Source organism: Verrucomicrobium sp. BvORR034 (assembly GCF_000739635.1).
Lineage (GTDB): Bacteria > Verrucomicrobiota > Verrucomicrobiia > Verrucomicrobiales > Verrucomicrobiaceae > Verrucomicrobium.
Genome location: NZ_BATQ01000167.1, coordinates 1 through 22,705, shown reverse-complemented (window position 1 = coordinate 22,705; position 22,705 = coordinate 1). Strand labels below are relative to the sequence as shown.

Annotated in this window: 19 protein-coding genes; 14 read left to right on the top strand and 5 right to left on the bottom strand. The window is 58.9% G+C overall.

Annotation, left to right across the window (positions count from 1 at the left end; translation table 11 throughout):
* The 3 genes from BV034_RS29345 to tal form a co-directional block, all read right to left on the bottom strand.
* Positions 1 to 450 (bottom strand): arsenate reductase ArsC (locus BV034_RS29345; RefSeq protein WP_050030503.1); only part of this gene is annotated, 450 nt, incomplete at its 3' end.
* A gap of 161 nt (positions 451 to 611) precedes the next feature.
* The gene (locus BV034_RS29340; RefSeq protein WP_050030502.1) at positions 612 to 2,648 is read right to left on the bottom strand and encodes a hypothetical protein; all 2,037 of its coding nucleotides are present in this window, start codon (positions 2,646 to 2,648) and stop codon (positions 612 to 614) included.
* Positions 2,649 to 2,836: 188 nt separating this feature from the next.
* A complete protein-coding gene (gene tal, locus BV034_RS29335; protein WP_304944992.1) occupies positions 2,837 to 3,790 on the bottom strand; it encodes a transaldolase in 954 nt (317 codons plus the stop codon).
* A 203-nt stretch (positions 3,791 to 3,993) separates the two neighbouring features.
* Between tal and nuoB the strand changes: the two genes are divergently transcribed.
* The 4 genes from nuoB (at position 3,994) to BV034_RS29315 (ending at position 7,677) form a co-directional block, all read left to right on the top strand.
* The gene (nuoB, locus tag BV034_RS29330) at positions 3,994 to 4,527 is read left to right on the top strand and encodes an NADH-quinone oxidoreductase subunit NuoB (protein WP_009959337.1); all 534 of its coding nucleotides are present in this window, start codon (positions 3,994 to 3,996) and stop codon (positions 4,525 to 4,527) included.
* 33 nt (positions 4,528 to 4,560) lie between these two features.
* Complete coding sequence (locus BV034_RS29325) at positions 4,561 to 5,136, top strand: NADH-quinone oxidoreductase subunit C (RefSeq protein WP_009959338.1); 576 nt, start codon at positions 4,561 to 4,563, stop codon at positions 5,134 to 5,136.
* Between the two features lie 223 nt (positions 5,137 to 5,359).
* Entirely contained in the window at positions 5,360 to 6,682 is a 1,323-nt protein-coding gene (locus BV034_RS29320; protein WP_050030500.1) for a PQQ-binding-like beta-propeller repeat protein, read from the top strand.
* 122 nt (positions 6,683 to 6,804) lie between these two features.
* Positions 6,805 to 7,677, top strand: a complete 873-nt coding sequence (locus tag BV034_RS29315) for a DUF6268 family outer membrane beta-barrel protein (protein ID WP_050030499.1) — start codon at positions 6,805 to 6,807, stop codon at positions 7,675 to 7,677.
* A gap of 5 nt (positions 7,678 to 7,682) precedes the next feature.
* Here BV034_RS29315 and BV034_RS29310 read toward each other — a convergent pair whose 3' ends face one another.
* Complete coding sequence (locus tag BV034_RS29310; protein WP_050030498.1) at positions 7,683 to 8,804, bottom strand: serine hydrolase; 1,122 nt, start codon at positions 8,802 to 8,804, stop codon at positions 7,683 to 7,685.
* Positions 8,805 to 8,824: 20 nt separating this feature from the next.
* Entirely contained in the window at positions 8,825 to 9,529 is a 705-nt protein-coding gene (locus BV034_RS29305) for a type I 3-dehydroquinate dehydratase (protein WP_050030497.1), read from the bottom strand.
* A 60-nt stretch (positions 9,530 to 9,589) separates the two neighbouring features.
* On the opposite strand from BV034_RS29305, the gene BV034_RS29300 reads away from it, so the two are divergent.
* The 10 genes from BV034_RS29300 (at position 9,590) to BV034_RS29255 (ending at position 22,695) form a co-directional block, all read left to right on the top strand.
* Entirely contained in the window at positions 9,590 to 10,987 is a 1,398-nt protein-coding gene (locus BV034_RS29300; protein WP_050030496.1) for a sugar transferase, read from the top strand.
* 172 nt (positions 10,988 to 11,159) lie between these two features.
* Positions 11,160 to 12,113, top strand: a complete 954-nt coding sequence (locus BV034_RS29295) for a UDP-glucuronic acid decarboxylase family protein (RefSeq protein WP_050030495.1) — start codon at positions 11,160 to 11,162, stop codon at positions 12,111 to 12,113.
* A 123-nt stretch (positions 12,114 to 12,236) separates the two neighbouring features.
* Positions 12,237 to 12,857 carry an Amuc_1102 family pilus-like protein gene (locus BV034_RS29290; protein ID WP_265593603.1) on the top strand — a complete coding sequence of 207 codons (621 nt, stop codon included), beginning with the start codon at positions 12,237 to 12,239 and terminating at the stop codon, positions 12,855 to 12,857.
* A 91-nt stretch (positions 12,858 to 12,948) separates the two neighbouring features.
* Positions 12,949 to 14,700, top strand: coding sequence for an Amuc_1101 family PilM-like pilus complex protein (locus BV034_RS29285; RefSeq protein ID WP_050030493.1), 1,752 nt, complete (start codon positions 12,949 to 12,951; stop codon positions 14,698 to 14,700).
* Positions 14,701 to 15,762 (top strand): Amuc_1100 family pilus-like protein, encoded by a 1,062-nt coding sequence (locus BV034_RS29280; RefSeq protein WP_050030492.1) that lies wholly within the window; start codon positions 14,701 to 14,703, stop codon positions 15,760 to 15,762.
* 48 nt (positions 15,763 to 15,810) lie between these two features.
* Positions 15,811 to 16,818 carry an Amuc_1099 family pilus-like system protein gene (locus BV034_RS29275; RefSeq protein WP_050030491.1) on the top strand — a complete coding sequence of 336 codons (1,008 nt, stop codon included), beginning with the start codon at positions 15,811 to 15,813 and terminating at the stop codon, positions 16,816 to 16,818.
* A gap of 160 nt (positions 16,819 to 16,978) precedes the next feature.
* Positions 16,979 to 19,429, top strand: a complete 2,451-nt coding sequence (locus BV034_RS29270; RefSeq protein ID WP_050030490.1) for an Amuc_1098 family type IV pilus outer membrane protein — start codon at positions 16,979 to 16,981, stop codon at positions 19,427 to 19,429.
* A 77-nt stretch (positions 19,430 to 19,506) separates the two neighbouring features.
* Positions 19,507 to 20,103 (top strand): dephospho-CoA kinase, encoded by a 597-nt coding sequence (coaE, locus tag BV034_RS29265; RefSeq protein ID WP_050030489.1) that lies wholly within the window; start codon positions 19,507 to 19,509, stop codon positions 20,101 to 20,103.
* Between the two features lie 4 nt (positions 20,104 to 20,107).
* Positions 20,108 to 21,547, top strand: a complete 1,440-nt coding sequence (rho, locus tag BV034_RS29260) for a transcription termination factor Rho (RefSeq protein WP_050030488.1) — start codon at positions 20,108 to 20,110, stop codon at positions 21,545 to 21,547.
* A 2-nt stretch (positions 21,548 to 21,549) separates the two neighbouring features.
* On the top strand, positions 21,550 to 22,695 hold the full coding sequence (locus BV034_RS29255) for a ribonuclease D (protein WP_050030487.1): 1,146 nt from the start codon (positions 21,550 to 21,552) through the stop codon (positions 22,693 to 22,695).
* Positions 22,696 to 22,705: the final 10 nt, after the last annotated feature.

Below are 22,705 nucleotides of genomic sequence, written 5' to 3'. Positions count from 1 at the left end.
GTTGCCGTGTTCCAGTATTTCGGCCAGTTCCTGGGCCTTCCAGGCCTCCACCTCAGCTTTAATCTGGTCGCGCACCTTGCGCACCTCAGCGAGCTTCTCTTCCTCCGTGCCGGTGAAAAGGGACGGGTCATGGAAGCTCCAGTGCAGCCGGGTCAGCAGACCAGGGAAAAGCGGGCATTTCTCAGCGGTCTCATCATCGCAGACGGTGACGACCACATCATAGCGATGACCAGAGCTGAACAGATCCAGCACGTGCTTGGAATGCTGGCGGGAGATGTCAACTCCCACTTCCAGCATCGCCTTGACTGCCAGTGGGTTCAGGCCTCCGGCTTCGATACCGGCGCTTTCCGCCACGGCAAAGTCACCGCAGAGATAGTTGAGCCAGGCCTCGGCCATCTGGCTGCGGGCGCTGTTGTGGGTGCAGACGAAGAGAACCTTTTTCTTGCGCATGGGGTGGGCAGGAGGGTTGGAGTTGGGCCAAGTATGGCACCCCCGTCATTCCGGCTGCAAATCGCGAGGCGTGGCGATTTCGTCACTCGCTAAAACAAATCACCCACGTCCAGGCAGTGGCCCAGACGTGGGTGAGAGTGATCAACAAATCGGAGGGGACTTTAGGCGCTGGCCTTGTCCGTTTCTTCCTCGGAAGCGGCTGGGGTGATTTCCTGAGTCTCTTCCTGGGACGCTGAACCTTCGGCGGGTGTCTCTTCAGCGGTCTCCAAGGAGGCCACTTCAGCTGCTGCTTCTACCACGGGATCGGAAGTTCCTTCCAAGGCGTCCACTTCCACGTAGGGCGCAGGTTCCGTTTCCACCACGTCAGTCACCTCTGCAGGCACTTCCACGGGAGCTTCGGTTTCTGCGGCCACCTCGGTGGTTGGCTCTTCTTCAGACGGCGCGGCTTCCTCAGCCGGTGCTTCGCTGGAAGCCGCTGCTTGGGCAGGCTGGGCTTTGACAGGCTTGGGCTTGGCAGGCGGGGGCTCGGTCACACCGGGGAAGACCACGCCATCTGCGTACTCGATCACGTAGCCTTCGCTGTTGAGCCAATGAAGGTCTTTCAGCAACTGCACATGTTCAGGGGAGGGCTGGTGGGCGGGCTCTTCAGCCGGAGCAGCGGCTGCGACAGCAGCAGGAGCCTCAGTCGGGGCTTCGGTTGTGTCGGCCACCGCTTCAACAGTGCCTTCTTCAGCGGGGGCGGACTCGCTGACGGATTCGACGGCTTCCAGGGCGGGAGTTTCCTCGCCCGCTGGAGCTTCTGCCGGTGCTTCCGCGACAGGGGCGGGGGTGGCAACTGCTTCGGGTGCGGCCGGAACTGCTGCTGCGGCGGGGGCCACGAGATCGAGCAGTTCCTTGGTGGAGACGCCCGGCTTGGTCTTGATCAGTTCCACCAGCTTGGCGATGCGATCGGAAAGCACCACGCTGGAATCCAGGGAGCGGGGGCGCACGCGGCTCACCCAGAGCTTGCCACCGCGGCGTTTGAAGAGCTTCAAGCCATGATGCTCAAAGCCGCTACAGAGCTGCTGGGCGGTTGCCAGGAGGTGTTTCCGGGCTTCGTCCACGGCGCGGCGCAGATGATTGTAGAGCGCGGGAGCCAGCAGGCGCTTCGGGATGTTGCCGGACACCGTCGCTTCGCTCACCTCGCCAACCAGGTTGTCGGCGTGTTCTTTGCGGAAATGGGTCTCCATGTCGGAGCGGGACTTGAAGCGCAGCGGCTCAGCGCCTTCTGCGACCTCGCCCTTCTGCCACACCCACTGGGTGCCGTGCTTCTGGGATTCCTTCCACTTCTCGACCGCTTCGGGCGTGTTGTCGGTGCGAACCCGGCGCTTGTACTCTTCAAACGGCAGGTGATTGAACCGCTCGCGGTGCAGGCGGTGGAGGTTGGTCTGGTAGCTGTGATGGCTGGGTGGGCCCAGAGGCTCACCGCTCATGCCGCACACTGCCACGCTGGTGAAGTTCCCCTTGGGCTCTTCCAGCTCAATCTGCTCTGAGACGTAGAATTCCTTGAGCGCCTCGCTGTGGAGGAAGTGCGCCAGCGCATCTTCACGGCCAAGCCAGAGCGAGCCATCCTGAGGGACGGTATAGAGTTTGCCGGGAGCGTCTGCTGCGAGGCTGAACTTCACGTGGAAACGTTCGCCATTGGCGAGGACGAGTCGGGCCGCGTCAAAGACACTGTAGGCCTTGCCAGCGGTGCGGATCATGGCTGCCATGGCTTCCGTGGCGCGAGCTTCAGGCTCCACACCCACCGTCAGGCCGGGCACAGGACGCGGCGCTTGGTCAAAGCTGGGGCGTCCACCACGGTCATCTTGACCATACTGCCGTCCACCGCGATCACGATCTCCGCGGAAGCCGCCGCCGCGACGGTCATCACGACGATCACCGCCCGGGCCGCTGCGTGGTTTGTCAAACGAGCGTCTGTCTCCGCCACCACCACCGGGACCCCCAGGGCCACGGCGATCACCGAATCCGCCGCGATTCATGCCGCCGCGACCTCCGTCGCGTCCGCGGTCTTTGAAGTCGCGACGTTGGCGGGTGTCTTCCTCGGGGAAGTCGGCGCCGGTGGAAGGCTTGGATTTGCCGAAGTCAGCCACCCAGCTGGGCGCGAGGCGAAGACTGGAAAGATCGAGCGGCGGCGTTGTCTCTTGTGAATCAGACATTGGGAGCGGAGGCGTGAAGGACGTCCATTGTGACTGTTTAAGTGACGATGGCAATGGGATTGTGCACGGCTTGTCCTTCATCGCATGCCGGGCCTGTTGTGATCTTCCCCATGATGATGAAAAAAACAAGGCCGCGTCCGGGTGAGGACGCGGCCTTGGTTAAATCAAATCAGGGGTGTGAGCGGGCCTTACAGGGCAGCCTGCACCAGTTTCTCAAGCTTCACGATGTCCTCGGCGAACTTGCGGATGCCCTCGGAGGTCTTCTCCGTGGCCATCGCATCTTCGTTGAAGAGCCAGCGGAAGCTCTTTTCATCGAGGTTCAGGCGCTCAATGGAAAGGGACTTGGCGTGCTCAGTGTTCAGCTTCGGCGAGATCGGCTCGCTGGCGGCCTGCAGTTCACCCAGCAGCGAGGGGCTGATGGTGAGAAGGTCGCAGCCGCACAGTTCGGTGATTTCACCCTTGTTGCGGAAGCTGGCACCCATCACTTCGGTCTTGTAGTCGAAGTGCTTGTAGTAGTTGTAGATCTGGGTCACGGACACCACGCCCGGATCTTCCGTGGGACCGTAGTCCTTGCCGGTGCTCTTCTTGTGCCAGTCCAGGATGCGGCCGACGAAGGGGGAGATCAGCTTGATCCCGCCTTCAGCGCAGGCGACGGCCTGGGCGAGGCTGAAAAGGAGCGTCAGGTTGCAGTTGATGCCTTCCTTCTGAAGCACTTCGGCGGCCTTGATGCCTTCCCAAGTGGAGGCGATCTTGATCAGGATGCGCTCACGGGAGGCACCGGACTTCTCGTAAAGGTCGATGATGTGACGGGCCTTGTCGATGGTGGCCTGGGTGTCGAAGGAAAGGCGGGCGTCCACTTCTGTGGAGACGCGGCCCGGCACGATCTTCAGGATTTCCTGGCCGAAATTCACGAGGATGCTGTCAATGACGGACTCCACGAGGGCTCCGCCGCTCAGGGTTGATCCTTTGTGATCCGTGACCGCCTTGTCCACCAGAGGCTTGTACTCGGCCTTCTGGGAGGCGGCGAGGATCAAGGAAGGATTCGTGGTGGCATCCTGGGGCTGATAGGCGCGCATCGCCTCAAAGTCGCCCGTGTCGGCCACGACCACGGTGTGTTTCTTCAGTTGGTCAAGTTGGTTCATGATGATTTAGAGGGTTGCTAGAATAAGGGGAATGGCGGGGGATGCAAGGGGGGAGTCTGGGGCAAAGAATTCATGATTGGGATGAATGACAAAGGGGGGATGACCGCCCGAAGGACTGGGGCGGGGCTTGTGAAAATTTTCACAAAGCGGTTGCCCGGTTGAACCGGGCGTTTAGGTTGGCCATTGTTCCACCCGGCCTTGCCATGACTGAAGCCACCAGCACCACTCCCTTTGCCTACGACTCCAAGATCGAGAGCAATGTGGTCATCACCCGGCTCGATGCCGCGATCAACTGGATGCGGAAGAACTCCCTCTGGCCTATGCCAATGGGTCTCGCCTGCTGCGCGATCGAGCTCATGGCGACCGCTTCCTCCCGGTATGACATTTCCCGCTTCGGAGCGGAGGTGTTCCGCTTTTCCCCCCGCCAGAGCGATGTGATGGTGGTGGCCGGAACGGTCACCTACAAGATGGCCCTCGCGGTGAAGCGTATCTGGGACCAGATGCCGGAGCCCAAGTGGTGCATCGCCATGGGTGCCTGCGCCAGCAGCGGCGGCATGTACCGCAGCTATGCGGTGCTTCAGGGCATTGACCGCCTGATCCCGGTGGATGTCTATATTTCCGGCTGTCCGCCCCGGCCCGAAGCACTTCTGGAAGGATTCTTCCGCCTGCAGCAGAAGATCGAGAAGGAGCATTCGCTCCTGGATCAGAAGAAGGAGCTCGTCGAACAACTCTCCTAAGCCGTCTCCGCCTTTCCCCGCCGCCTTCCTGCCATGGATGTGTCCCAGATCGTCAAAGCCCTTGTGGAGAAGTTTGGCTCCCAAGTCACCGGTAACACCGAGTTTCGCGGAGAGACCTCTCTCACGGTCACTCTGGAGTCGCTCAAGCCCTTTCTGCGGTACTGCCGGGACGAAATGGGGTTCGACTATCTGATCGACGTCTCCAGCGTGGACCATTTCGAGACGGACCCCCGCTTTGAGATGGTGTATGAGCTCTACAGCCTGTCCCACCACCATCATCTGCGGGTGAAATCGCTGCTGACCGAGGAGCAGGAAGCTCCCACGGTGAGCGATCTCTGGGCCACGGCAGAGTGGCATGAGCGTGAGGTGTTTGACATGATGGGCATCCGTTTCGACGGCCATCCGGACCTGCGCCGCATTCTTATGTGGGAGGGTTATCCCTTCTACCCGCTCCGCAAGGAGTTCCCCCTCGCCGGCAAACCCAGTGAAATGCCAGAGATCGCCTTCACCGGCATCGCTCCGCTGGAAGGCGGCCCCTTTGTGACGGCTCCGAGCGATGCTGACACCATTGAGCGTGAGCCTCGCGCCAAGACCTTCGAAGACGCCTGATCCGCCCAGAGTATTCCGGTTAGCGGAATCAACGGCAGCGGGATCCTGGACCCGGCAGGAAGTGTGACCATCTTGCCACAATTTCCCGTGGCGTCGCTACTGGGCGCGAACCCCTTTTCTCTGAGATAGACAAAGTGGGGCAAATGCGTTTTGCTCTCCCTGCTCGGGCAGTTGGAGAAGTTTCCAGCTATGCCTTCATGCTCATCTTCCGTTGTTAACCTGTATGATGACCCGATTTATTGCCCCCGTGGTGCTTGGCGGCCTTGCCGTTTCAGCAGTCGTTTCCCAAGCGGCACCGCCGCTTCTGCCAGCCCGCGCCACCTTGACTGCGGCGGCTTCCGGTCCTGCGGAATGGCCCAGCTTCCGCGGACCCAAGACGGATGGCACCGCTCCGGTGCTGCCGGTGGCTGACGCCAGCAAGGTCAAGCTCAACAAGCGCTGGAAGGTGGAGACACCCAAGGGCTTCGGCTCCTTTGCTGTGGCCGGTGCGAAGGCTTACACCATCATCACCCGTGATGTGGAAGGCAACAACAGTGAGGTTCTGATCGCCCTTGATGTGAAATCGGGCAAGGAACTGTGGGCCCAGCCGCTGACCATCGTCAAATATGACGGCGGCGGTGACTCCGGCACTCCTTCGAACAAGGGTGGCGATGGCCCCCGGTCCACGCCCGTCGTCAATGACGGCAAGGTGTATGTCATCGATGCCAATCTGGGCGTGTACGCCTTTGACGCAGCCACGGGCAAGGAAGCGTGGAAGCGTGACGTGATGAAGGACAATTCCGGCGTCCAGATCAAATGGCAGAATGCGGCCTCTCCGGTGATCGATGGCGAGATCTTATTGATGTGCGGCGGCGGTCCTGGCCAGGCCTTGCTGGGCTTGAACAAGAAGACCGGTGACATTGTGTGGAAGGGTGAGGATGATCGCATGACCCACGCCACCCCGGTGATCACTGAAATTCTGGGTGTGCACCAGTGCATCTTCTTCACTCAGAAGGGGCTCGTGGCGGTGGACCCGCAGAAGGGCAATGTGATCTGGAGAGGGGAGTTCCCGTTCAAGGTCAGCACGGCGGCTTCTCCGGTGGTGTATGAAGACGTGGTGTACTGCTCCGCTGGCTATGGCGTGGGCGCTGGTGCCTTCAAGATCTCCAAATCCGGGTCCGGCCTGGAGGCTGCGCCCCTCTGGCGTCGTGAGAACGAGTGCTTCAACCATTGGAGCACGCCGGTGGTGAAGGACGGCTATCTCTATGGCATGTTCAGCTTCAAGGAATATGGCAATGGCCCCGTGGCATGCGTGGATATTCGCACCGGCAAGGATGTCTGGAGCGAGGCGGGGTTTGGCCCCGGGCAGGTGATTCTAAGCGGGGACACGGTGATCGCCCTCAGTGACAAAGGAGAAGTCGTTTTCATCAAGGCCGACCCGACCAAGTACAGCGAATTGAAACGTGAATCCATTGTTGAAGGCAAAGTGTGGAGCTACCCGGTTCTCGCCTACAACCATCTTTTCGCCCGTAGCACGGTGGAGGGGGGCTGCTGGGAGATCAAGTAGTCCGCTTGCGCGAGTGAGTGAACGAGTTCACTCAACTTTGCTTTGAACTTTGGGGGCCCGGAAGATGATTCCGGGCTCCCTGTTTTTTGAATACCTGCATCATTCCATACTTCCTCTCTCCCATGAAGTCTGTCGCTTTCTTAGTCACTGCTATCGGGCTCGCCCTGGCGGGTGGTCTTCGCGCCCAATCTCTGGAGCTGAACCCTGATGGCGCGCGCATGGCGAGATTTGACACGTGGTATGAACCCTCGGCCGATGTCGAAAAAGGCGGGGAGGTGGAGTTTTTCCAGGTTCGTCTGGGGTCTCCGCTTTATGCCCATCGCTCGGGCGAGTACATCTGGGGCATCCGGGCCAGCTATGAGTTCACCTCGCTGGATCTCTCCAATGATGCGCTGGCGGAAAGTTCCTTCCATCGCATGGATATTGGTCCGGCCCTGGTTTACCTGCCGGAGGGTTCGCCCTGGCGCGCCTTCGCGTTTGGTGGCGTGGGACTCGCGACAGATTTTACAAAGGTGAACAGTGAGGATGTCATCTATTCCTTGCTGGCAGCCGTGGGCTACAAGTTCTCTGACTCCTTCACCTTGCTCGCCGGAGGTTACTATTCCCAAGACTTTGGCGATGCCCAAATTTTCCCTGGCGTGGGTTTCATCTGGGATATCTCACAGCGCTGGACGATGTCGCTGCTGCCGCCCCGCGCGAGACTCTCCTATGCGCCTAATGATTCGTGGCGCTTTGCCATTGAAGGGTACCCGGACGGTGGCGGTTGGAGTGTCGAGGCCGCCAACGGCCAGCAAGCCAGCCTGGAACGCAAGGCTTGGCGCGCTGGCGCACGCATCGAGCACAAAATCGCGAACGATGGCTGGGCCTATGTAGGCGGCGGCTGGGCGTTTGGCAGGGAACTGCGTCTGGAGGAGGAGGGTAGCGGTCGGCTCCTCCTTGAATCCGACGTGGAGGGTGGAGCCTTCGTCGCCGTCGGAGTGAGCTTCGGATTCTGAAGTGGCTACCCCTTGAGCGACCATTCGAGGAGTGACTGCGAGTCCCGCCACACGGACTGGGAGGTATCAGAAAGCACCACCACGATACGGCGGTGGTTGTCTTTCTCCCCACTGGAGATGAGGCAATAACCGGCGGCTTGCGCATAGCCCGTCTTCATGCCGTCGCAATAGGCATAGTTTCGCAGCACCCGGTTGGTGTTTTCCAGATTGATCCAGCTCCCGTCGTTCTTTTTGAAGACAAAGGATTTGGTGCTGACCATCCGCCGGATGTCTGGCACGGCATCCACGGTCAGAGCCACTCGGGCCATGTCTCTCGCGGTGGAGTACTGGCCGTCCGCTGGCAAGCCGTGGGGATTGAGGAAGCGGCTGTCTTTCATCCCCAGTTCGGCGGCGCGGGCGTTCATCTTTTTGACGAACTCGTCCATGGTGCCTGCATTGTCCCGTGCCAGGGCCTGGGCAATGTCGTTGGAGCTTTTCACCATCAGAGCGGTCAGCAACTGACGGCGCGGATACTGTTCGCCAGCCTTGATGCCGAGGCGGACTGGGGCGCACTTGGTGTCGTCAGGCTCGACGGTAAGAATCTGGTCCAAATTTCCGTCTTCCGTCAGCAGCAGTGCAGTGAGCAGCTTTTGGGTGCTGGCCACAGGGGCTTTACGATCAGCGTTCTTTTCAAAAAGGACTTCACCCGTGCCGGCGTCCACGACGATGACGCGTTCAGCTTGCACTTTCGGAGCGGGGCCCCGGCGTTCCTTGCGCACGGCGGCGTCTTGCTGTTGCCGGGCCTTTGCGATTTCAGCATCCAGGCTCAGCCGGAGTTGATGAATCTCCTCACGCTGCTTCGCCAGATCCGCAGCGGTATCCGCGAGCTGGCGTTCTTTGTCCGCCAGGGTCCGATCGTGGGCGAGGCTCGCTTCTTCGCGGGCCTGGATCTGTTTCTCGCGGGATTTGAGTGCGTCAACGGCGGTGTCCAGGTGCCCGGCATCGTTGCAGGCTGGCAGGGAAAGCGCCAGCATCAGGGCAGTGAGCCGGGCCGCCCGCCAGGCCGTCCAGGAACGGTGGGGCGCACCTGCGGCATGCAAGTGGGCAGAGGTTGAAGGGGGCTGGCTCGCGGAGGCTGGGCGGGTCATCAATGACAGAAGGGGGAATTTTAGAGTTCCTGCAACAGTTCTTTCAATCTCCGGGCAGGCCACTGACCGGGGGCGTTCGAACTGCCCAGGTAACCGTAATTGAGCACGCTGCCACATTTCGCAAGCACAAGCCGCGATGTCCGACCCAGCGGCCCCATGCCCATGATGCTGATGGGCAGGCGTTTCTCCGTGGCCGCCAGTGTGACCAGCCGCCCCAGGTCAGCCGGACTTTGCAGCATGGTGGCGATCTTTACGGCATCGAACCGAAATTGCAGCGCTACATCGACCGCGCCGCGCAACACCTCATCCATCGGCGTGGACTGAAAATCGTGGAAGGAACCAATCACTCCCACTCCCTTGGACTGTGCCTTGCGAATGAGGGGCTGGAAATCCATCGCACTGCGGAGCTCCACATCCATCAACGTTGCCACATCCAAATGAGACTCGAGGAGCGCACATCTTGCATCCGCACTCAATTCTTGCTCACCCCCCTCAAATGGATGTCTCGCCGTAATGAGAAGGGGGAGTGTAAGGTGCGCGGCGTGACCGTGAAGCTCGTCCAGCGGTACCCGTATAGAATCCAGGCGGAGTTCCAACACATCACACTCTTCAGAAATGAGACTGATCTGCGAAATCCCTTCCAGCGTACTGGCAGAGCTGACGGCCCCCACGACAAGTGGGCGGGAGCTGGTGAACAGGTTTTTGCTGGATGCCAGTTGCGCCATTATGGAAATTATTTAAATTGCTATTAAATAGAATTTGGATAAAAGTGCTGTCTTAAACCTATGCTTGGTCGCCGTCAGGAAATCAATCTTCAGCTCCATGAAGTTCTGGACTGCCTCCTTCTGGCCTTCTGTCTCTGGCTGGGGCACTGGCTGCGGGGCACTGTGGCACTCCAGATTTGGCCGACCTTGGACAAGATTCCGCCGTTCTCGGAGTTTTTCTGGCTGATGGCGGTGATCGCCCCTTTTACGCCGCTCATTTTGGAGTCACGAGGCTTCTATGACAACGTCCTCAACAAATCGCTCGGCGCAAGCCTCCGGCAGCTGTTGGGGGCGGGGATCCGCATCGGTGTCATGGTGGGTTTCTGCGAAATCTTCCTGAAGTGGGAAGTGCGCAGCCGTGCGGTCGTGGTGCTGGGAGCCTTGCTGGGCGTGGCGGCTTTGCTCATTCGGGAGGCGATGGTACAACGCGCTCTGCGAAAGAGGCTTGCTGCCGGACATGCGGACAAGGAGCGCGTGCTGCTGGCTGGTTCGCCAGCCCAAGTGGAAGGGATTTTGAAGAGCCTGACCGATGATCAGCGGGCCGAGCTGGACGTGGTGGGGCACTATGAAGTGGCTTCAGAACCCGTCTCGAAGCTGGTGGAACTGCTGCATGCCAAGTCAGTCTCACGGGTGATCTTCAGCGTGGACCACGTGTATTTCAGCCAGCTGGAGGAGGCGGTACAGGCCTGCGAGACGGAGGGAGTGGAGGCATGGCTCAGTGCTGACTTCCTCCAAACAACGATCGCCCGCCCGACATTCGACATCCTTGGCGGCAAGCTGATGCTCGTCTTCCACACCACACCGAAGATTTCCTGGTCGCTCTGGATGAAAGATGTGATGGACAGGGTCTGCGCTTTTCTGCTTCTGGTGGCCACCTCGCCCTTGTGGTTGATCGCCATGGTGGGCATCAGGCTGGCTTCGCGTGGCCCCATCTTTTTCATGCAGGACCGCGCGGGGAGACACGGCCAGCCTTTCCAGATGATCAAGTTCCGCACCATGATGTCGAATGCGGAAGACGCTCAAGCTGAACTGGCCACGCAAAATGAGATGTCCGGACCGGTTTTTAAGCTCAAGGACGATCCTCGAGTGTTTCCATTTGGCCGCTGGCTGCGCCGGCTGAGCATTGATGAACTGCCGCAGCTCATCAACATTTTGAGAGGGGAGATGAGTTTGGTCGGACCCCGGCCGTTGCCGGTGTACGAGATCCAAAAGATCGAGAAACATGCCCAGCGTCGTCGGTTGAGCGTGAAGCCCGGGCTCACCTGCCTGTGGCAGGTGATGGGCAGGAACCGTATCACCAGCTTTGAAGACTGGGTGGATCTTGACCTGAAATACATCGACAACTGGTCGTTGTGGCTGGACTTGAAGATCATGTTCAAGACCATTCCGGCCGTGCTCCGCGGATCGGGCGCTCATTGAGGCGCGGGTGAAATTGGCGGGCAACCTGCCGGTGGACAGGGTTTGTCCCATCGATTTTGGGACTGATAAGGTCCCAAACGGCGAGCACCATGTGTTTTGCCCACATATCACTTGCAAGCGGGGGGATTTGTCCCCTTACTCGCGCCCAATTTCCGCGTAGCCAGACCTTTCTATGAGCAATAAGAAAACCGCCGTCGTCACCGGAGCCGCAGGCTTTTTGGGCTCCCATCTTTCGGATCGTCTCCTTGCCGAAGGTTACAAGGTGGTGGGTTTGGACAATCTGCTGACGGGGAACTTGCGAAACATCGCCCACTTGGGCAGCAATCCCGATTTCGACTTTGTCCAGCATGACGTGACGAAGTTCATCGATCTGCCCGGCCCGGTGGATCTGATCTTCCATTTTGCCTCCCCGGCCAGTCCGATCGATTACCTGCAACTTCCGATTCAGACGCTCAAAGTTGGCTCTTTGGGGACACACAATGCCCTGGGACTGGCCAAAGCGAAGCAGGCGACCTGCCTCCTGGCGTCAACCTCCGAGACCTACGGTGACCCGCTGGTCCACCCGCAAAAGGAAACCTACTGGGGCAACGTCAACCCAGTCGGCCCCCGTGGCGTGTATGACGAGGCCAAGCGTTTCGCTGAAGCGATGACGATGGGCTACCATCGTGCCCATGGTCTGGACACCAAGATCGTTCGCATCTTCAACACGTATGGCCCGCGCATGCGCCTGGAAGATGGCCGTGTGGTGCCGGCCTTCATTGGCCAGGCGTTGCAGGGACAGCCACTTACCGTGTTCGGAGATGGCTCCCAGACTCGCAGCTTCTGTTATGTGAGCGATCTGATCGACGGCATCTTCCGCCTCTCCCAGGGCAGCTACCATGAGCCCGTGAACATCGGCAATCCTGCCGAAATGACCGTGATTGAGTTCGCTGAAAAAATCCTTCGCATCACCGGCAGCGATTCGAAAATCGACTTCCGTCCGCTGCCTGTTGATGATCCGAAAGTCCGGCAGCCTGATATCACGCTTGCCCGGAAAATCCTTGGTTGGGAGCCCAAAGTGAGCTTCGAAGAAGGCATCGTAAATACCGTCGCCTATTTTAAGGACTTTCTTGCACTCAACGCTTGATGTCCTCAGCGGGAACCTGCTAGAAATGAGTAAATCTGCGATTAATCAGCCCTCCCTAACCAGCAGTTAACTGGCATGTGGAGGGAGATTCCGTGGACTCATTTCAAACCTTCCCGATCCTTCATGAGACTACTTTCCGGACTTTTGGCTCTCTCTGCCATTTTGGCAATTCAGGTGACTGGCGCACAGGCGCAGGATGCTCCCACGGTGAAGGTGGACGTGAAGGACATGAAGGTGCAGCAGCAGCAGTCTCCCCAGATTTCTGCCAGCAACGTGACCGACAAGCGGTGGCGCCCCAAGAACTGGTTGGAAGTGGATCTGGCGTTTGAAGCCAAGAAGGCCAACCTGCCGGGGGATCGCAATCCCTTCATCGAGAGCTTGGAAGTGAAGTTCTATGTGGCGCTTAACAAAACGGATGCCGCTGGCAAATACATCCTGCTGACTGCGACCACCACATTCCTCAATGTGATGTCCAAGGAAGTCAGCCACGGCATGGTGTTTGCCCCACCGCAGGCGCTGAGCCGCCTCCTCGAAAAGCCGGAGTTCGCCACCGCAGACGCCAAGGCTTGGGGCGTGGAAATCAACCACAACGGCCAACTCGTCGGCGGCTTCTCCTCGCAGGGGGGCAAGTTCTGGGAGACTGGTGCGGACAAATTTTCCGTAACAGACGGCGTGCTGCTTCCGAAGGCGAAAACCCCTTTCTCGGTTCTCTGGGGTGATTACGACCTCGAAAGCAAGCAGTAATCTTTTTCACAAGGTGCAGTGATCGATTGCCCCGGACCAAACATGGTGCCGGGCAATCTGAAGCGGCTCAACCCGGTCTAAATACAAAGCAATGGCGGATAGCAGTTTTGCAGTTCTCAATCTGGGCTCTCAACGCGTCGGAGGCGCAGTTTTTAGCAAGGCGCGAAACGGTGACTTGATTCTCAAGGCCTTCGATTTCGCGGAAATGCACGGTGATCCCAGCGTCGAGGCAACCCGCCTTCCGCAGCTGAGAGTCGCCGTTCTGGAAATTGCTGACAAACTCAAGCTGAAGGGCAAAACGGTGTGGTATGCCATCCCTGGGCATTCCGTTTTCACCCGGTTTGTGAAGCTTCCTCCGTTTGATACGGACAAGGCCGACCAAATCGTCGAGTTCGAAGCCCGTCAAAACGTGCCTTTCCCGATCAATGAAGTGATCTGGGACTACGAGTTCATCGGCGACGAAGGCGGCTCCGAGCGTGAAGTGGCGCTGGTGGCTATCAAGGCCGATGCGCTGAATGACGTGAATGACCAGGTTGAATCCGCCGGCATCAAAGTGGCAGGTGTGGATCTAGCCCCGTTGGCTGCTTTCAACGCCTTCCGCTTTGCTTATCCAGACGTTGAGGAATCTGCCTTGATCATCGATCTGGGGGCTCGCTCCACCAACTTGGTGTTTGTGGAAGGTTCCCGGGTTTTCACCCGCAATATTCTGGTCGGTGGCAGCACCTTGACGGGTAATATTGGCAAAGAGCTGGGAATGAACTTCGGTGAAGCCGAGGAGCAGAAGCGTTCCCGCGGCTACGTTGCTCCAGGTGGTGCCTATGAGCCCAACGAGGACGAAGTGGTGGATGCGATGGCGAAAATCATGCGCAACACCATGACCCGCCTGCATGGCGAGATCGTGCGTACGATCAATTATTACCGCGGTCAGCAGGGCGGTTCGCCACCCCGGCGCTTCTTCCTCTGCGGTGGCGGTGCGCAAGCGGCCTTGGCCGTGGAGTTCTTCCACGAGAAATTCAATCTCCCGGTTGAGATCTTTAATCCCCTGCGTGGCGTGCAGCTGGACTCCCGGGTGAACCGGGCGTTGGCTGAGGACAATGCTGCAGGCATGGCAGAACTGGTGGGCTTGGGTCTGCGTCAGGCCGGAGCCTGTCCCGTGGAAGTGGAACTGTTGCCGGACTCGGTGTCCAGCGCTCGCGATTCCGCCAGACGTGCGCCGTTCCTCCTCATGGCCACCGCGTGTCTGTTCGCTGCGCTCGGGGTTGGGGTGTTCTACTTCAACCGTGCCAAGCTGGCAGTGGATAACCACCTGACTGCTGCTGAGAAGGAGCACGGTGAGTTGGACAGGGATGACAAACTGATCAAGGATTACGACAAGCAGCTCAACCTCCTTCAGGGACAGAGCGGCCAGCTTGAGCAAGCGGTGAACGACCGCAGCTACTGGACCCACCTGCTCAACGTGCTGAACAGCAAGTTCGAAAATGACTTCATCTGGCTGACCCAGATTGAAGTGCTGAAGAACGGTGGCGCGATGACACCCTCTCTGGGTGGTGCGACGGCCGCTGCTGCGACGCCTCCGCCTTCGCTTACCGCCAATGCAGCAGCCCCGCTGCCAGGTGCGGAGCCCCAATACCAGCTGCGTCTCCAGGGCCTCTACCGGAAGAACGACAGTGGTCAAGAGGTGGTTTACAAGTACTACAACGACCTGAAAACCGCCACTGACCTGTTTTCAGCTCCCCCCGCGGAAGAGAAACCCGAGGTTGAGGCCGGTCTCGAAGAAGACCGTTATGCCTACACCTTCAAGTTTCGCCTGCCTCTCGTAAAAGGAATGAAATTCGACAAGTAAATGAATTGGATCAAAGAAAACAAATCACTGGCGGGCATTCTGGGCGTGATGATTGCTGGGGCTATTGCCCTGGCGGCGCTGCTCTTCATGTCCTACACGGCCTACAACGAATCCGTTGAAAAGTGGAAGACCACCAGCGAGAACGTCAAGCGCCTCAAGTCGGCCAAACTTTATCCGGACACCACCAATGTGGCTGCCAAGGAGAAGATGGTGTCTGAGTATGCGGACAAGGTGAACCTCTTGCGTGCTACTCTGCTGGATTCCAAAGTTCAGCAGGCAGTGAAGCCCATCTCCGAAACGGAGTTCCAGGCCAAGCTCAAGGACCGCGCCAATACCGTGAAGCGTCTGGCAGAAGGATCACAGGTGTTGTTGCCTGCTGACTTCGCGCTGGGATTCGATGAATACACCGGTTCTCTTCCTCGCACCCCGGAAGTGGCGGCAGATCTGAACATCCACCTGGATGTGATGGAGAAGCTGGTCACCGCCCTGATCCAATCGGGAGTGAAATCCGTGGACATGCTGGAGCGCACCAAGCTGCCGAATGAAAAGGCTGCTGTGGCAGCACCTGTCATCGCTCCCAAAGCCACCAAGGCTAAGAACGCCAACACGAAGGGCAAGAACAAGACCATCATCACTGCCGCCGCCGCCGCGGAACCAGTGCTGGACCGCTATCCGATCAAGCTCATGCTGACCACGGATCAGGGGCCCTTCCAGAACCTGATGAACACTCTGGCAAACCCCAGCAAGCTGCCCCATTTCCTGGTGGTTCGCCAGTTGCGGGTGGAGAATGAAAAGCTGGATGGTCCTCTGAAATCAGAGATTCGCATTTCGCGCGATGCAGTTTCCTCTGAGACCTCGGCAGCACCTGCCGCCGCTCCGAGCGGTGCTCCTGCCGGAACTCAGGTGATCGTGCCCCCCAAGGCTGCGCCCAAGGATGCCATCACCATCATGGGTGAGGAAAAACTGAAGCTGTATCTGGAAGTCGATTATATCCGCTTCCGTCCGGCCGCCGAGGTGGAGGAAACCGCCACCCCAGCTGCAACCGCCGCCGTCGCCAACTGATTGAAGTTATCCGGCTGCTACTGAATCATCTGCCAATTTTCCGTCATCATGCAAAAGGGAAAAAGCAACTACGAACGCGTCATCCTGATCCTCTCGGCCTTGGTTGCCGTGGGATTGAGCGCCTGGCTCATTTTTATGAGCCTCGGATTCTCCTCCTCTGTTGAAACGTCCACGCCAAAGAAAGGCGCGGAACTGGGGGCGGCCCCCATCAAGAGTGTGGAAGACGCGATTACTCGAGCCATCACCGATCCGAAGCCTTGGGTGGCTGTGGTCCGCGCCAACAAACCAGTGCCGCTGAACAAGTCAGTGCTGCTGGTTCTGAAGGATGAGCAGACCTACGACCTCTTCTTGGATGACCCCCAGCTTCGCCCGCCGATGTCGAACTCGTTCATCCGGAACAACGAACTGGAATTTCTCTCGCCGAATGTGGGGGATTTGGATCCTGACAACGACGGTTTCTCCAACGTGGAGGAATTCTCCGCGAAGCCGGCCTCCACCAACCCCAAGGATGCCCAGTCCCACCCGCCCATCACTGACAAACTGTTCATGGTGCAGCGGATCTCCAATGACTACCGGATCACGCTGCGTTCCCCCTCCACTCCTCACCAGGTGGCGACCCCAGACGACAAGCGCAAGAACTGGTTTGTTGACCCCAATGCCATGGATGCGAGTGGCCAGCCTGACGCGAAGGCTCGTAGCTTTGGCAAGGACGGAAGCCGGTTCAAGGCTGTGAAGTTCGAGCGCAAGGCAATCCCGGATCCGACTGTGGGTGAGCGCGACGTGTCCGAGCTGACGGTGGAAGACATTGTACGTGGCAACACACTCGTGCTGGTGATGGGCAAGGAACAGAATCTGGCGGACTACGAAGTGAAGTTCCAGTTCCGGCTCAAAGTGGTGGCGGACATCCCGCCAGTAAAGAAGGGGGGCACGTTCCGGATTCCCGGACACGAGAGCACCACCTACAAAGTAATAGACATCCTGGAAGACAGCGCTGTGATCTCACCGCTCAAAGCCGACGGCACCCCCGATGGCGAGCTGGTGGTCAAAAAGGGCTGATGCAACAGGGGTTCTCTTTCAACGATTTTTTAAAAATTGAACTCGCCAACGAACGCCCGATTTGAATAAACTCCGCCGAACACAATTATACGGCTCTCAACACTCCCTAATGACACGCATCAACCGATCACAGCCTATGAAGCAAACCGCGTATGTATGTATGACCCTTGCACTCTGCTCCGGCGCGGGATTTGCCGGCAGCCAGGGTGGCCCCAGTGGCTCCGCGTCTGGCATTGCCCAGCGTGAGCTGGCCCGTCGTGAGGCCCGGGTCCAAGAGGCGCAAGCGGCCATGGAGCGCGGGGACAAGTTGTTCGCAGAAGGCGACTACGAAGGCGCACTCAATGAGTACAAGGCCGCTCTCGACTTGTTGCCTGACGCGCCAATGACGGCCTCCTTGCGGGATGCCGCAACGGCCCGCTATTGCGATGCCGCTGTCGAACTCGCTCGCGAGCGGGCCGAAAACGGCCGCTACGCTGAAGCCAAGGCCCTTCTGAATGACGCGCTGGCCCGCAACCCCGATCATGCCAAAGCCAAGAAGCTGCTGGCGCAACTGGACGATCCAGTTCGCTATGAGCCCGCTCTGACGCCTGAGCACGTGAAGAACGTGGGTGAGGTGGAGCGCCATCTGCAGATGGGTTACAGCTACTACAACATCGGCGACTACGATGCGTCGATTCGCACGTTCCAAGATGCCCTCCGCATCGACAAGTACAACAGCGCCGCCCGTCGTGGTATGGAGCGCGCTGAACAGAAGCGTTCGGAGTACTTTGACACCGCACGCGATCACCAGCGCGCCAAGATGTTGAACGCGGTGAACGCAGGCTGGGAAGACCAGGTGCCTGTCGTGCTCACCCAGTCCGCTGTAGACCCCTTCATCGGTGGTGCGGATGGTTCCCGCTACTACACGGAAAAGATGCAGCGCATCATTTTCCCTGCGGTGCAGTTCCAGGGCGCGAGCATTGAGGAAGCCATCGAATTCATGCGCATCAAGAGCCGTGACTTTGACACGGTTGAGCGCGATCCGAGCCGCAAAGGTGTAAACCTGATCCTGAAGGCCGGTTCGACCCCTTCCACGGCTCAGATCAGCCTTGACCTCAAGGATGTGCCGATGGTGGAAGCCCTCCGTTACATCACGGAGCTGGCCGGGATGAAGTACAAGATCGAGCCCTTTGCCGTGGTGGTGGTACCGCTTTCGGACGTGGGTACCGAGCAGTACACCCGAAACTACAAAGTGCCCCCGTCGTTCCTGAGCCTCGGCCAGGAAGGTGCAGCCGGTGGCGCTGCTCCAGCTCCGGCTGATCCGTTCGCCGCAGGTGGTGGTGGTGCGGCTCCCGCGCTCAACCGCAAAGCAACGGCTCTTGAGATCCTCAAGGCTCAGGGTATTCAGTTCCCTGATGGTTCCTCCGCGGTGTTCGTGGCTGCCACGTCCCAGCTTATCGTCCGCAACACGCAGCCAAACCTGGACCAGGTGGAAGCTTTCGTGGAAGGCTTGGTGAAGCAGGTTCCTCAGCAGATCTACATCACGACGAAATTCGTCGAAGTCAGCCAGAAGAACACCGACGAACTGGGCTTCGACTGGCTCATCGGTGGCTTTGACATCGGTGGCCGTGCTTTCGGTTCCGGCGGCACGACGGGCAACTCCTCCAACGGCCCCGTGAGCTCCACGAACTATCCGTTCAGCCAGAGCGGCGTCCCCATCGGTCAGAACCCGGTGACTTCCGGCCTCCGCTCGGGTACCTCGGCCATCGCTGCTGACTCGATTGACGGCCTGATCTCCGGCCAGAGCTTGGTTTCCAGCGCTGCTCCTGGTGTCTTCGCCCTTGCCGGCGTGTTCACCGACCCGCAGTTCCAGGTGGTCATTCGCGCTCTTAGCCAGAAGAAGGGTGTGGACCTCATGAGCGCTCCCAGCGTGACGACCCGTTCCGGTCAGCGCGCCACCGTGGAAGTGATTCGTGAATTCATCTACCCAACGGAGTTCGATCCGCCGCAAATCCCGCAGAACTTCGGTGCCACCGGCATCACGGGCGGGCTTGGCGTGGGTTCCTCCGCAGCTTTCCCTGTGACTCCGACCACCCCGACCGCATTCGAAATGCGTCCAGTGGGTGTGCGTATGGAAGTTGATCCGGTGATCGGACCCGATGGCTACACCATTGATCTCAACCTCGCTCCAGAAGTGACCGAGTTCGAAGGGTTCATCAACTACGGCAGCCCGATCAACACGGCTTCCACCGATGCGCTTGGCAACCCTGCCACGGTGACGTTGACGGAAAACCGTATTGAGCAGCCGGTCTTCTCCACCCGCAAAGTCACGACAGCTGTGACTGTGTGGGACGGCCAGACCGTTGCCATGGGTGGTTTGATCCGCGAAGACGTCCAGGACGTGGAAGACAAAGTGCCGATTCTTGGTGATATCCCGATCCTCGGTCGCCTGTTCCAGAGCAAGGCTGAAGATCACTTCAAGCGTAACCTCATGATCTTCGTGACGGCCAAGCTGATCGATCCTTCGGGCGAACCGATCCGGAAACCCGCTCCCACTCCTGTTGCTCCCACGGCTCCGCCGCCCGTGAGCATGGACGGTGGTCCGGGATTGGTGCCGGCCATCAACCCTTAATTGGGTGAGGGTCAGTTAGACCGCAATATCTTTGCAGGGCGGACTGGGAAACCAGTCCGCCCTTGCTATTTTGTAGAATGAAGATCTGGATCGTAACGGGCGGCGCCGCCTCCGGGAAATCAACGTTCTGCCGCTTGCTGGCCGAGTTGTCGTCTCGGGTGGTGCTGTTTTCGAGTGATGAGGCAGTGCATCAGATCTACCAGACTCCGGAATTGGCGGCTGCGCTGGCAGGAGCACTGGACCCATCCGTCGTTGGACAAGATGGCCTGGTGTCGCGGGTGGCGCTGCGGGATTTGGCGTTCAAGGATCCCACAGTGCGACAAAAACTGGAGGAATTCCTTCATCCTCAGGTCTATAAGAAGCTTTCCGATCTGGTCCAGCAGACCCGTGAAGCCGGAAAGGCGCAACTTTTGATTGCGGAAGTGCCTTTGTTCTACGAGGCTGCCTCAGACTTTCCTGCTGATGCGGTCATCGTCGTCGCCTCTGAAGCCAGGGTGCAGCACGACCGAATGACGGGAGAACGTGGACTGAACGCTGACACCGCTCAACGCATTCTCGACATCCAGTGGCCGCTTCGGCGTAAACTGGAGCTCGCGGACAAAGTCGTCTGGAACGAGGGTTCGACTGAACTCCTGCGTTCCCAGGCCCAGCTACTCTTGCAACAACTCGTATAGCCAGATGCATAGTGAAGAAAACCCGGTCTCTGTCTCTGCGGACGCTCCAGAGGGGGCGCTCGTGAATGAGACGGTGATCGCTGAAGCCAGCGCACCCGAAACGGCAACCCCTCCGCCTGTCGGAGCAAGCCCTGCCCCTGACAATGCCGGGGCCCCCGTTGAGGAGAAAGTGCCAGGTCCTTTCCCAGAAGTCGTAACGATCAACGACTTGCAGACCAGTACCCTCGGGGCACTCCAGGCCCTGGCTGCAACGCTTGGATGGCGCGTCAATGGCAGCCGTACCAAGCACCAGCTCGTGGTGGAGCTGGTTAGCTGGATGCTGCAACACGGCACCCGGGCTGAGGTGGAAGGCTTCCTTGAGATGCAGCAGGAGAGCTTCGGTCTCATCCGCTATCCTCTGTACAATTTCGCCCCACTGCCGGAGGACATCTTTGTTCCTATTTTTGTGATCCGGAAGTTCAATCTCAGGCCCGGCCAGAAGATCAAGGCCAGCATCAAGGTGCCGCGGGAGAAGGAGAAGTATCTTGCCATGGACCGGATTCTTGAGGTTGAAGGCAGGAGTGTTGATGAGTGGCAACTGCCTGTGGATTTTGACAAGCTGACGGCGACGTTCCCGTCTCAGCGGATTATCCTGGAGACGCCCAAGAATCCGGCGGTGAGTGCCCGCATGGTGGACATCATCGCTCCGCTGGGCAAAGGCCAGCGCGCGCTGATTTGCGCCTCGCCCCGCTCGGGCAAGACGATGTTGTTGAAGGACATCGCCAGATCCATCACTGTGAACCACCCTGAGGTTACCCTTATCATCCTGTTGTTGGATGAGCGGCCGGAGGAGGTTACCGATTTCGAGGAGAGCGTACAGACGGAGATCTACAGCTCCACCTTTGACGAAAGTCCGAAGAGGCATTCCCAAGTCGCAGAACTGGTGCTCGAACGCGCCAAGCGGTTGGTGGAACTGGGCAAAGATGTTGTGATCCTGCTGGATAGCATCACCCGTCTGGCGAGAGGTTACAACGCCCTGCAAGGTGGCAAGGGGCGCACGATGTCTGGCGGTATTGACGCCAAGGCATTGATGAAGCCCAAGAAGTTCTTCGGCGCGGCAAGAAAGGTCGAAGAAGGCGGCAGCCTCACGATTGTGGCGACGGCCCTCGTCGAAACAGAGAGCCGGATGGACGAAGTGATCTTTGAGGAGTTCAAGGGCACAGGGAACATGGAGGTGAATCTTGATCGCGAGATCGCCGAACGTCGCATTTTCCCTGCGATCCATGTGCTCAAGTCAGGCACACGCCGCGATGAACTGCTGTATCACCCTGATGAGTTCAAGCGGATCTCCGTGATCCGCAAGCAACTCGCCAGTGTTCCTGCCTATGAGGCAGTTGAATTCCTCCTCAAAAACATCGAGCGAAGCAAGAGCAATGCTGAGCTGTTGTTGTCCGGATTGCGTTGAACATGATTTCTTCATCCGCTGAGCCATCCATTGGTCGGGACTACTATTGGATCGACACCGAAGAACAGTTGAGGGGGCTTGCTGCCGACCTCAATGCCCTGATCACCCGCGGTGAGCTGACTCGCATCTATCTTGATACGGAGGCAGACAGCCTGCACCACTTTCAGGAAAAGCTGTGTCTCATCCAGCTTGCTGCCAATGGCATTTTTGCCCTGATTGATCCTTTGGTTCTTTCCGACCTTAGTCCGTTGCTGGAAGTGGTGGACAATGCGGAGGTGTGGTTTCACAGCGCGGACTACGATCTGACGCTGCTGAAGCGCACCTGCAACTGGACCCCGACGCGTCTCAAGGACACCCAGGTGGCCGCCAGGCTGACCGGGCACCGTACTTTTGGACTGGCGGCCCTGGTCGAGCAGCACTGTGGAGTCACGCTTTGCAAGAGTTCTCAAAAGGAAGACTGGAGCCTCCGCCCCCTGCCCGCCAAAATGCAAGCTTATGCGGTCGATGATGTCCGTTATCTGGGGCGGCTTGTAGATATCTTCATGACGGATCTGGTGACGAAGAACCGGGTGAACTGGTTTGAGCAGAGTTGCGAGTCCCTGCGCCGTGACGTTCTTTCGCGTCAGGAAAAAGACCGCGACGAGGCCTGGCGCATTAGTGGCTCCGGGCGACTGCGGCCCGCAGGGCTGGCGATCTTGAGGGAGGTTTGGAACTGGCGTGATGGTATCGCGCGTGAAAAAGATGTGCCCCCGTTCCGGGTGTTGAACAATCAGCAGATGCTGACCATGGCGACGGAGTTCGAAACTTCGGGTACAGCCCACCATCCACCGCGATGGCGAGGCCGATGGAAGGAAACTTTCGAGGCGGCCGTGACCCGCGTTAAGAAGGCAGACCCTTCCAGCTGGCCGGACCGGCCCAAAAAGCATGCGCGCCGTATGACAGACCAAGACCGTGCAAAGATCGACCGGCTCTGTCAGGCTCGGGACCGCAAGGCAGAAGGTCTTGGCCTTGAGACGTCCTTGCTGGGTTCTCGAGGGCTTATGGAGGATCTGGTCCTGAATCCGGATGGAGATGTGAGAAACAAGCTCATGGCATGGCAGCGAGAGGTGCTGCAAGATGTGCTTTCCGCGGAAGAATTGGTATTCTGACACCTTGACC

Coding starts and splice junctions, on each gene's coding strand:
- BV034_RS29295 (WP_050030495.1), top strand. CDS start 11,160: ATGAGCAATAAGAAAACCGCCGTCGTCACCGGAGCCGCAGGCTTTTTG.
- coaE (WP_050030489.1), top strand. CDS start 19,507: ATGAAGATCTGGATCGTAACGGGCGGCGCCGCCTCCGGGAAATCAACG.
- BV034_RS29270 (WP_050030490.1), top strand. CDS start 16,979: ATGACCCTTGCACTCTGCTCCGGCGCGGGATTTGCCGGCAGCCAGGGT.
- BV034_RS29255 (WP_050030487.1), top strand. CDS start 21,550: ATGATTTCTTCATCCGCTGAGCCATCCATTGGTCGGGACTACTATTGG.
- rho (WP_050030488.1), top strand. CDS start 20,108: ATGCATAGTGAAGAAAACCCGGTCTCTGTCTCTGCGGACGCTCCAGAG.
- BV034_RS29340 (WP_050030502.1), bottom strand. CDS start 2,648: ATGTCTGATTCACAAGAGACAACGCCGCCGCTCGATCTTTCCAGTCTT.
- BV034_RS29300 (WP_050030496.1), top strand. CDS start 9,590: ATGCTTGGTCGCCGTCAGGAAATCAATCTTCAGCTCCATGAAGTTCTG.
- nuoB (WP_009959337.1), top strand. CDS start 3,994: ATGACTGAAGCCACCAGCACCACTCCCTTTGCCTACGACTCCAAGATC.
- BV034_RS29310 (WP_050030498.1), bottom strand. CDS start 8,804: ATGACCCGCCCAGCCTCCGCGAGCCAGCCCCCTTCAACCTCTGCCCAC.
- BV034_RS29275 (WP_050030491.1), top strand. CDS start 15,811: ATGCAAAAGGGAAAAAGCAACTACGAACGCGTCATCCTGATCCTCTCG.
- BV034_RS29280 (WP_050030492.1), top strand. CDS start 14,701: ATGAATTGGATCAAAGAAAACAAATCACTGGCGGGCATTCTGGGCGTG.
- BV034_RS29305 (WP_050030497.1), bottom strand. CDS start 9,529: ATGGCGCAACTGGCATCCAGCAAAAACCTGTTCACCAGCTCCCGCCCA.
- BV034_RS29285 (WP_050030493.1), top strand. CDS start 12,949: ATGGCGGATAGCAGTTTTGCAGTTCTCAATCTGGGCTCTCAACGCGTC.
- BV034_RS29315 (WP_050030499.1), top strand. CDS start 6,805: ATGAAGTCTGTCGCTTTCTTAGTCACTGCTATCGGGCTCGCCCTGGCG.
- BV034_RS29320 (WP_050030500.1), top strand. CDS start 5,360: ATGATGACCCGATTTATTGCCCCCGTGGTGCTTGGCGGCCTTGCCGTT.
- tal (WP_304944992.1), bottom strand. CDS start 3,790: ATGAACCAACTTGACCAACTGAAGAAACACACCGTGGTCGTGGCCGAC.
- BV034_RS29290 (WP_265593603.1), top strand. CDS start 12,237: ATGAGACTACTTTCCGGACTTTTGGCTCTCTCTGCCATTTTGGCAATT.
- BV034_RS29325 (WP_009959338.1), top strand. CDS start 4,561: ATGGATGTGTCCCAGATCGTCAAAGCCCTTGTGGAGAAGTTTGGCTCC.